Source organism: Mycolicibacterium parafortuitum (assembly GCF_010725485.1).
GTDB lineage: Bacteria > Actinomycetota > Actinomycetes > Mycobacteriales > Mycobacteriaceae > Mycobacterium.
This window is the reverse complement of sequence record NZ_AP022598.1, coordinates 521,392-531,391: the sequence shown is the minus strand read 5'-3', so window position 1 is coordinate 531,391 and position 10,000 is coordinate 521,392. Positions and strand designations below refer to the sequence as shown.

The following is a 10,000-nucleotide window of genomic DNA, read 5'->3' as shown; positions in this document are numbered from 1 at the left end:
TCCAGTCGCGCACGACGGCAGCCAATGAATTACCCCCTAAGCGCTGACGTAGCGGTCGAAGGGCATCAATGACCGCCCTTATTGCATGGCTCGACGCATCGAGCGAAGACCAACGCCGCATGCGCGAGATCGTCAACTTGTTCAGCGAGCGGGAGAGCCGCGACGAACTCGGCATAGGACAGGTCCGTGACGCGCTCAGCGACGCGCTATGGCCGGGCACCTCAACGCTGTTCACCCGAGCGCGCTACTTCCTCTTCATCCCATGGTGCTATCGAGCCGCAGCAGAGGCGCGCAAAGACATCGACAGAGCGACTGCACTCGCAGACCAGAATGAGCGGCGCCTCATCCGCGGTCTCCTCGAGGCCGGCGAAAAGGACGGTGTGATCGGCGGGAGCGTTGGGATGGCAGTGAAGAACTTGCCGTCCGCTCTGTACTGGGGAGGTATGCGCACCCACGGCATCCTCAACGATGCCACTCTGAGCAGGGAAGACACCATCGCCGCCGAGATGGACCGCGTGCACACTCGCCGTCCCCCCACTGTCGAGTACCAGGACGAGGCAGCAGCGTGGCACTACGGAGGGTTCCATGCGACGTTGCCCCCGGTGCCTGAGGGGTTTCCGATGGAAGTGCCTGAAGGATTCAAGATGCCATCGATCGAGGCGGCATGGCTTCGCGACCGGATGCTCGCAAGCTCGCCGGACACGATGCTGGAGTACGCGTTGCTGCACCGCCCCGACGCTGAGAGCGCGGTTCCGTGGCAGGACTCAGTCCTGATGGCGGCCGACGGAGAACGCGCGAAGGTGCTCGACGACGCGAGGCGCTTCTCCATCCTCATGAACAGCGCATCGTTGATGTACAACCTGATGTTGGCCGAGGCGTATGAGCGCGAGGGGTTTGACCGCGTGGAGAACCCGGTCGATGACTACCGCGAACGACTCGGCCGATGGGCCGACCGACCCGGCCTGGCGGACGACATCGCCACGTGGGATCGCGGTGAGTTTTGGCGACGTGTGCTCGAGCGGAATCCGAACGTCAACAGCCGGTCCCGCCGTTTCATCGACGATTGGCTTGATCTGCTCGGCACGGCGCACCTCCCCGAACTCGCCGACAACGACGCGGTGAGATCGTTCATCACTCGCCGCGAGCGCGAGCACAAGCGAACCCAGGCCAGATTGACAAACAAGCGACTCCTGCAGGCATGGCTCGGATCATCGGGAAGCCGCCCACTCGTCTACCGATGGACTCAAATGCGCCCGCTGATTCACGATATCCACGACGGTCTCGAGCGTGCGGATGCTTGAGCCAGACGGTCGCGCCGCGCTCACCGAACAACTGCGTCCGCCGAGTGGATTCCAACTCGCCCACGCGGTGGCAACTACATTCACGCTTGACTTGACTACCGCCCTGTCAGTGCCGCTAGCCTTCGCCGCGCACCGCGTGCGTGAGAGCCGCGACCCGATCGCAATACTTGACGCCGTGCGACGTGCAGCCGACAAGATCGACCTCTTCGCCCAAGCTGGCCAGATCTTCGAGCCGCGGGTGCCGTCCGACTTGTTCGCTCTGCTCGAACCGATGATTCACCCTGCCGCGGCACCCCGTCCAGGCATGCTCTTCCATCCGAAAGTCTGGGTGCTTGAGTATGCAGATGGCGATGCTCGCAGCTATCGGATGCTTTGCGCCAGTCGCAATCTGACCAACGACCGCAGCTGGGACCTCATCGTGCGGCTGGATGGCACTGCGGCCGACGAGCCGGTGGAGCAGAGTATGCCTCTTGCCGCGTTCGTGCGCGCACTGCCGGCGATGTCCATTCAACCGTTGCCCGCCCATCGCGTGGCGCGAATTTCGGAGCTCGCGGACGCCGTGTCCCGGGTGGAATGGGAGCGACCGAGTGACGTCCGACGCCTGCGGTTTCACCCCTACGGTATCCCGGGCGTCACGCCGGAACCCCTGCACGAGCTTTTTGATGGGATACGCCACGGGATCCTCTCGCCGTTCCTTAGCGATGAGGGCATCTGCAGGGTCATTCCGCCCAGATCGGAGTCCATCGTCATTCTCGCCCGTCGGGAGCAACTCGAACGATTGGATGGAAGTACTCTTGAGCGCATTGATGCCCTGATCCTCGACGACGCCGCCAACGACGACGAGGTTGTGATCGGAGGCGAAGCGCTGGAGCCAGCTGGAGTCAATGCGACAACGACACCGCAGTTGGAACCTCTTGGGGGACTTCATGCGAAAGCTTACGTCCTTGATCGACGCACTGGATCGCATCTGTTTGTGGGATCCGCGAATACAACTAAAGCCGCATTCGGCGGCAACGTGGAGATGCTGGTGGAGTTCGAAGGTCCCCAGCCGAAAGTCGGTGTGGCTGCCATTCTCGGGGAGGACTCACGTCTGCGTGCGCTGACGATTCCCTTCGAACCAGAGGGCAACGCGGAGGTTCCGCCAGATGAAATGGCAGATCACGCTCTTGAGCAGGTGCTCCGCGCGCTGGCGGCTCGGCGATACTTCGCCCACGTAGAAACGGGAGAGCATACGTCCAGCTTCTCCGATAGCGGAGTGGACACCGACGCCCTCGAAACTAACTACCGCATTGGGCTTTCTGCTGAAGGACAGGTTACCGTCCCGGAGGAGATAAGTGCGCGAGTTACCCTTCTGACGAGGCCAGCCAACGCCGGCGACGTGCCGGGACAGCCCCTCGTCTTCGACCGGTTAGCGCTCACCGACATCACGCCCTTCCTTGTCATTCGAGTCACGGACGGACGCGACGTCACCAGGTCAACAGTCGTCGCAGCGACGCTTGAGGGTGACATCCCCGGTCGCAAGGACGCCGTCATCGCCCGGCAACTTGCTGACCGCTCGGCATTCATGAAGCTGCTAGCGCTGCTGCTCGCACTCGAAACCCGCGACGGTGTATTCCATTTCGACCCATCGGGCGCTCTGGGCTCCGGTTGGGCAGAGGACGGCAGCGGGCTCTTCGAAACCCTTGTCCGGGCGATCGGCGTCGAACACGGCGGCCTGGCCGACGTTCGTCGAATCATCGAACACGTGAAGGCAGCGGACGATCGTCGTCCCGCAGGCGTGCCGTCGGTGCTGCCCGCCGGCTTCGATGAGCTATGGGAATCTGTCTGGGCGGCCTACTCCGCTGGAATTCGAGCCGACCTATGAACATGCCTGATGTCAACGAAATACTCGGCGGGCTCAAGGGCTTCCAACGCGATGCGGTGGAACACATCGTCGACCGACTCCATCGAGCCCCAGATTCGAGTGGGCGCTTCCTCGTGGCCGACGAGACGGGTCTCGGAAAGAGTGTCATCGCACGCGGGGTCATCGCATCCACCATCGCTGAATTGCAGAACGCAGACCACATCAACCGGATCGACGTCGTCTACATCTGCTCGAGCACCGATCTGGCGAAGCAGAACCTTCGTCGGCTGAATGTCACGGGAGACCCACACCTCGGAGTCACCAGCAGGCTCACGATGCTTGCGCTAGAGACCAGGCGTTTTACCTCGGATGCGTCACTCCTGAGAAAGAAGGTCAATCTCGTATCCTTCACTCCGGGAACCTCTTTCGAGATGGGGTGGCAGACCGGATCCCAGGAGGAGCGGCAACTGCTGCACGTCCTCCTTAACGGTATGGCAATCGTCGACGCGACGGCAGAGCGAGCCTCAGCGCTGTTCTTCCAGGGTGGCGTGGCCTCGGTAGATCGATTTCAAGCTGGCATCGCGAATATGAGAACCGCCCTCGGATCCGGCCCAGACCCAGTGATCCAGGGGGCGTTCACCGCTGCGATCCACGAAAGCGGTTTACAGGAGCAGTTCGAACTCGCCCGCGAGCAGCTGCGCGGTCTCGACGTCTGTCCGCCGGAACTGCGGCGCGAGGTGAATCACCTGACCGCTCGCCTGCGTGGAGTCCTCGCCGCTGCGGGCGTTGAGTCCCTCGAACCGGACCTCGTGATCCTCGATGAGTTCCAACGATTCCGGCATCTGATCGATCCGAAGAGCGGGAGTGCAGCTAGCGAACTCGCCCACCACCTGTTCAACTATCCCGCCGCGAAGGTTCTCTTGCTCTCGGCGACACCGTACAAGCCGTACACGACCGTCGCCGGCGACAATGAGGACGATCACTACCGCGACTTCATGACAACGTTGGAGTTCTTGGCCGGGGGCGACGGCGAGGCGCTGGAACGAATCCGCAACGGGTTTCGAAACTATCGGCAGGCCGTCATCGCAGGTTCGGACGGAGCCGTCGAGGCCGCCGAACTGCGGAAGAGCCTGCTTCCCTTCATGAGCCGGTCCGAACGCCCACGCCTCGAGGAGGGCCGAGATCTGCTTGTCCGCCGTGTCGTGAGTGACGTCCCGACACCGGAGGATCTGCGTAGTTATTCGGCGCTACAGGCTTTTGCCCGAGCCATCGACTCGCCGGTGAGCTTGGACTACTGGAAGTCCATCCCGTACTTCGCCAGCTTCATGGAGGGATATCGGCCAGGGGAGAGAGCCCGCGAACAAATAGAAAGCGGTGTTGCGACACCAGAATTGACGTCGACTATCGGCCAGCTCCGGGCTATTCAGCCACAGGCAGTCAGGAACTACGAGCAGCTCGACTACGCCAATGCGCGCCTAAGGGCGTTCGCCGGGGAAACGATCGAGAAGGGCTGGTGGAAGCTCCTGTGGATTCCACCGTCCATGCCGTACTTGTCCCCGGGCGAGGTGTATTCGCCGTTCTCGGATGGGTCCGTCACGAAGCGCCTGATCTTCTCGGCGTGGTCAAGCGTTCCGACGTCGGTGGCGAGTCTGCTGAGTTACGAGGCAGAGCGGAGGATGATCGAGGGATCTGCGTTGAGCGAGAACACGGCGGACGCCAGGAGGGCGGTGTCATCACGGCTCGACTACGTGACCAGGGACGGTCGGGCGGCGAGTATGTCCACTCTGATGCTGTTCTGGCCACACCCGACGCTGGCCGAAGTCGGTGACCCGCTCACGCTCTTGGATTCAGACACTGAGTTGATGTTGGCCGACGACGCGAGGAGGCGGGCGGATGACCGCATCCGCTCCCTGGCCGGGGCGTCGGAGCAGGCGCAGCCGGACTCGGTTTGGGAAGCGTTCTTCTCCTGGCCAGGCAGCTGGCCTGAGGGTGTGCACCGACGCGCAGACGCCGCCGCATTCTGGCTAGCCGGGCGCGGTGGCGGCAGCAAGAACGAAGAGAACGACTCGGGCGATGCTCTAAAGGAGCACGCGCGGCTGGCTCTGACACAGGCAGGGACGCCGAGATGGCAAGAGGAACTCGGCGTTCTGGCGATCCACAGCCCTGGAAACATTGCGTATCGAGCGCTCGCCCGAATCTGCGACGAGGTAGACCAAGAGCTTCGGACAAGCCTTTGGCGTGCGGCCGCCCGGCTGGCCAACGGCATCCGGTCCCTCTTCAACCGCATGGACGTGCAGTTCCTCCTGGACAAGATTTACGGGCACCATCAGCCGTACTGGAGATCGGTGTTGCAGTATTGCGCCGACGGCAACCTTCAGTCGGTGCTCGACGAGTACTGCTTCCAACTCAAGCTTGAACTCGCCGGCTCGGGCGTCGACGCTAACGCGCTCAGCCAGATTGCGGACCGCGCGGTCGAGGCCTTGACACTGCGCACGTCGCGGTACAACGCGCGAGCCGCCGATGAGAAGTTCTCGAAGATTCCGATTACGGTGCGGTTCGCGTTGAGATACGGCACTGCCGTGGGAGACGCGGAGAGTGTCCGAGCTCCGGAAGTCCGCAATGCGTTCAACAGCCCCTTTTGGCCATTTATCCTTGCATCGACGAGTGTCGGCCAGGAGGGGATCGACTTTCACTGGTGGAGTCATTCCATCGTGCATTGGAACTTGCCGTCGAATCCCGTTGACTTTGAACAACGCGAGGGTCGTGTCAACCGATTCGGAGGACACGCGGTTCGGAAGAACGTCGCGGTAGCGCACGGCAGGGCCGCGCTCGCGGCTGTAAGGCCTGGTGAACACCCGTGGCAGAACACGTTCGACGCCGCGGTCGACCGTCCGGAACTTGGCGAGTTCTCGCCGTGGTGGATCTACCCGGGCGCTGCGCGCGTCGAGCGGATGATCGTGCACTTCCCGCTCAGTCGCGAGGACGCCCAGTACGAGAGGCTCCGCGACTCGTTGACCCTTTATCGCATGATGCTGGGTCAGCCTAGGCAGGAAGACATGATGGAACTGTTGAAGCAGCGGGGTGTGGCTGAGGGGCAGGTTGCCCAGCTGGACCTGAGACCCCCGCGTCGACATTGAGCCTTAACGGTAGGTGTTCGGCACGTAGCACTCACAGTGTGCCAACAACCTAGCGATGGGCAGCTCCAATACTCTTAGGAACGTGGAGCCTGCAGAGCTTGACGAGGTACGGATCGGTTGTGTCACTATCCCGCTTGAGCGCGCGCAGCAGTGGGTGGCGCAGTACACCGACGAGGGAAACTCCTGTGCTGTCAACCCTTACGCGTACCCGGCCTACGACTCGTATGAACGGGACAGAAACGACCCGCGCCAGCTCACTGATGCGGACCTCCTGGCGCCCGGGCTATTGAATGTGCCGATCAAGATCAGATCCTTCTATGATTTGCAGCGCATCCGCCCCGAGTTAGAGGCTGGCTTGGCGAACGATGACCTTGGCTATGCCCTCTCAGAGATCGAAGATCCGCTTCGTGTCGAGGGAATGGTGAAACCTCTGTATTCGGTGCTCGACGCCCCACAGGGCAAGCCGCGGAATGTCAACGCCACCACGCTGTCAAAGGTGCTGCATCGCAAGCGACCGCAGAGCCTGGTCTTGCATGACAAGTGGGTTAGAGCCTGCTACGTAGGCGAGGATGGCCCGGTTCCTCGCGTCAAAAAACGGTCGTGGGCGGACTACATGGTGGCAATTACTCTCGCCATCGGACACGACATCCGCTCTCAGCAGGGAGCGTTCAAGATCCTCGACGAAGCCACAAGTGCACCCGGAGATCTGACGCACGTGCGCCTACTCGACATCCTCGCGTGGACGTCGAAAGGCTCCATGGCAAGGGGCTCTGCGGAGAGACCCTGAGCCCGACGATGGTTCTTTGCTGCATCGCTGCGAAGCCGCACATCAGTATCGCCGACACATGTCGCACTGTCGTTGTTGAATCAACGCATGGGGAACTCTGAGATCACGGCGACCGGCCAGGAACAGTCTGTCCACGATGTCGTACTGCGTATGCTCGCGGACGACCAGGACATCGACGCGGACGCCAGGAACTGGGTGCTTGAGGCGCTTGCCGAAGTCGAGGGCAACACCGATGGAACCCAGGCCTCACCCGCGCCGACCTACCTGTCAACGATCTCCGTCGTCGGCTTCCGGGGTATCGGCCGCCAGGCGCGGCTCGACCTGCACCCCACACCCGGACTCATGGTGGTCAGCGGTCGCAACGGATCGGGCAAGTCCAGCTTCGCCGAAGCACTCGAACTCGCTCTGACCGGAACCAGCTACCGCTGGCACAACAAGGCCGCGCTCTGGGAAGAGGCGTGGCGTAACCTGCACCACCCCGAGCCCTGCGCGATTCGGGTCGGATTCACCGCCGAGGGCGTCGGAACCTTCACCGTGGGGATGGAGTGGAAGGCCGGCGCCGAACTCACCGACCGCACCTCATGGACTCAGACCGGATCTGATCAACGACTGCCTGGCACTGCCGACCTCGGCTGGTCGAGGCCACTTGAACTCTGGCGTCCAATTCTGTCCTATGAAGAACTCGGCAGACTGTTCGACGGTGGACCGTCGGCCCTCTACGACGCACTGTCCAAGCTATTGGGCCTGGAAGTCCTCACAGATGCTGAGAAATGGCTTGGCGCGCAAATCAAATTGACTAAGACCGCGCGTGACCGCGCCGACGCGGAACGCAAGGAGCTAGTCAAGGCACTGTCAGGTTCGGATGACGATCGCGCCCAACGCGCGGTCACCCTGTTGCGCAAGCGCGGCGGTGCACCCATCGACGAGGTGCTCGCCCTCGCAACGGGATCCGACGACGAAGGGCAACGGGTGGTAGCCGCGCTTCGCGCACTTACCCAAATCGAGGTCCCGTCACTCGATGACGTCGAAACGACGGCGACGCGTCTTCGGTCCGCCAGGGAAACCGTCGACAACGCCGCTCACACTCTTGCCGACAATGCTGCACAGCGCATCGACGTCCTATCGGCCGCACTTCAACTTCACGAACACGCCGGAGACCTTGAATGCCCGTTGTGCGGAGAGGGCAGACTCGACGGAGAGTGGGCCACTCGCACCCGTACCGCCATCGCCGAGACCGAGGAATCACTGCGTGAGTACCGATCGGCACAGGGCGAACTCGCGCAGGCGCGCTCAGCGGCCGTACGACTCACCACCTTGGCCGGCATGCTCGCCAGCGTTCCCGGCGTCGACCTGCCGAGGATGGCCGACTACAACGCTGCCGTCGACGCCGCGCGGGCCAGACCGGATGGCGACACAGAACTCGCCGCGCATATCGAAGCCACGCTGATCGTCGTCATCGGTGCCGCAGAGGCTGCAAGAGCCGAGGCCGAACAGGCGCTGCACGCCCGGGAGGACGAGTGGGCGCCGCTCGCCGCTCGACTCGCCGCCTGGGTGAACGTCGAGCAGGAGGCCCGGAAATTTGACGGCACGCTCAATGCCATAACGGCCGCCAAGAGATGGGTGACCGACAGATCCAAGCCCTTCCGCAACCAACGGCTGGAATCGATTGCCGCGCAGGCGCGTAAGATCTGGAGGTTGCTCCGGCAGGAGAGCAACGTCGATCTTGGTGAGATCACGCTCCAGGGAACCGCCACGCATCGCAAGGCCGTGCTCAGTGGCTCAGTCGACGGTGAGCCCACCAAAGCGCTGCCGGTGATGAGTCAGGGCGAACTGCACGCGCTCGCCTTGGCTCTGTTCCTTCCACGAGCCACGTCGGCCAACAGTCCGTTCCGGTTCATCGTCCTCGACGATCCGATCCAGGCAATGGATCCCGCCAAGATCGACGGCTTCGTCCAAGTCCTCGGGGAGGTGGCCAAGACTCATCAGGTGATCGTGTTCTCGCATGACGACCGTCTGGCGTCCGTGATCCGTGAGACTGGAGTTGACGCCAGGATGGTCGAAGTCGTGCGGGAGACCGGGTCGAAGGTGACGGCGCGCGACAATGTCAATCCCGCACGTCGGACCGTCAGTGACGTGTTCGCGGTCGTCAAGGACGATGGCCTGCCTGACGAGATCAGGGCCCGCGTAGTACCCGGTCTGTTCCGGATGGCCGTGGAAGCCGCTGCGAAGCAGGCGTTCTACGCCAAGCAGTCGCTTGCCGGCAGGCCGCGTATTGATGCTGAGCAAGCATGGGCATCGGCCAAGAAGACGTCGTCACGCCTTGCGCTTGCTATCCACGGTGATCCCGGTGCCGACCTTACTGGATGGCTCGATGCGAAACGTGAGCGTCGCAACACCCTTCGTTTGTGCAACGCCGTGCACGGTGCGGCCAGGGGCGTCTCCAAGGATGAGGCGCGCGACCTCGAACGTACGGTCGAGACCCTGCTAGCGCTTCGATGAGCGCCATTGAGATGCTCGGCCGGGCACAGCAGATCCTCACGACACCTACGGCCGGCGGGCTGTCACCGCGGATGGCGGCGTTCCTAGCGCGTCAAGCACTCGAGGAGATCATCGAACAACGCTGCGGCGCATTAGGGGCCGCAGCGTCGGGCGCCACCACGCGAAGCAAGCTGCTCATCCTGCGCGCATTGGACGAACCGGAGGTTGCCGATGCGGCTGCTCTCGCTTGGAACCGATTGAGCAATGCCTGCCATCTGCATGCGTACGAGATGCAACCTTCTGTCGCCGAGGTCGAGCAATTGTGTGGAGTGGTGGCCGAGCTGGTGCTGTGAGCCCGAGCGGGACAGTAGTGGGCTTCGTGTACGCAGACTACGCCGAACGGACCGTGGTTCATCACAGCGACGTAGGCCTTTAGGCACAATGTTCATGAATT

The 10,000-nt window shown here is 62.6% G+C and carries 6 protein-coding genes; all 6 read left to right on the top strand.

Going from position 1 to position 10,000, the window contains the following annotated elements; genetic code table 11:
- Positions 1-68: 68 nt before the first annotated feature.
- The 6 genes from NTM_RS02415 (at position 69) to NTM_RS02390 (ending at position 9,899) form a co-directional block, all read left to right on the top strand.
- Positions 69-1,301, top strand: a complete 1,233-nt coding sequence (locus tag NTM_RS02415) for a DUF6361 family protein (RefSeq protein WP_163765341.1) — start codon at positions 69-71, stop codon at positions 1,299-1,301.
- The gene (locus tag NTM_RS02410; RefSeq protein WP_163769350.1) at positions 1,294-3,165 is read left to right on the top strand and encodes a phospholipase D family protein; all 1,872 of its coding nucleotides are present in this window, start codon (positions 1,294-1,296) and stop codon (positions 3,163-3,165) included. Before NTM_RS02415 ends, NTM_RS02410 begins: the two co-directional genes overlap by 8 nt.
- A 2-nt stretch (positions 3,166-3,167) precedes the next feature.
- Complete coding sequence (locus NTM_RS02405) at positions 3,168-6,281, top strand: helicase-related protein (RefSeq protein WP_232079597.1); 3,114 nt, start codon at positions 3,168-3,170, stop codon at positions 6,279-6,281.
- An 82-nt stretch (positions 6,282-6,363) separates the two neighbouring features.
- Positions 6,364-7,068, top strand: coding sequence for a DUF6308 family protein (locus NTM_RS02400; protein ID WP_163765339.1), 705 nt, complete (start codon positions 6,364-6,366; stop codon positions 7,066-7,068).
- A gap of 87 nt (positions 7,069-7,155) precedes the next feature.
- The gene (locus NTM_RS02395; protein WP_163765338.1) at positions 7,156-9,567 is read left to right on the top strand and encodes an AAA family ATPase; all 2,412 of its coding nucleotides are present in this window, start codon (positions 7,156-7,158) and stop codon (positions 9,565-9,567) included.
- Complete coding sequence (locus NTM_RS02390) at positions 9,564-9,899, top strand: hypothetical protein (RefSeq protein ID WP_163765337.1); 336 nt, start codon at positions 9,564-9,566, stop codon at positions 9,897-9,899. The genes NTM_RS02395 and NTM_RS02390 overlap by 4 nt, the downstream gene beginning before the upstream one ends.
- Positions 9,900-10,000: the final 101 nt, after the last annotated feature.

Coding starts and splice junctions, on each gene's coding strand:
- NTM_RS02405 (WP_232079597.1), top strand. CDS start 3,168: ATGCCTGATGTCAACGAAATACTCGGCGGGCTCAAGGGCTTCCAACGC.
- NTM_RS02415 (WP_163765341.1), top strand. CDS start 69: ATGACCGCCCTTATTGCATGGCTCGACGCATCGAGCGAAGACCAACGC.
- NTM_RS02390 (WP_163765337.1), top strand. CDS start 9,564: ATGAGCGCCATTGAGATGCTCGGCCGGGCACAGCAGATCCTCACGACA.
- NTM_RS02395 (WP_163765338.1), top strand. CDS start 7,156: ATGGGGAACTCTGAGATCACGGCGACCGGCCAGGAACAGTCTGTCCAC.
- NTM_RS02410 (WP_163769350.1), top strand. CDS start 1,294: ATGCTTGAGCCAGACGGTCGCGCCGCGCTCACCGAACAACTGCGTCCG.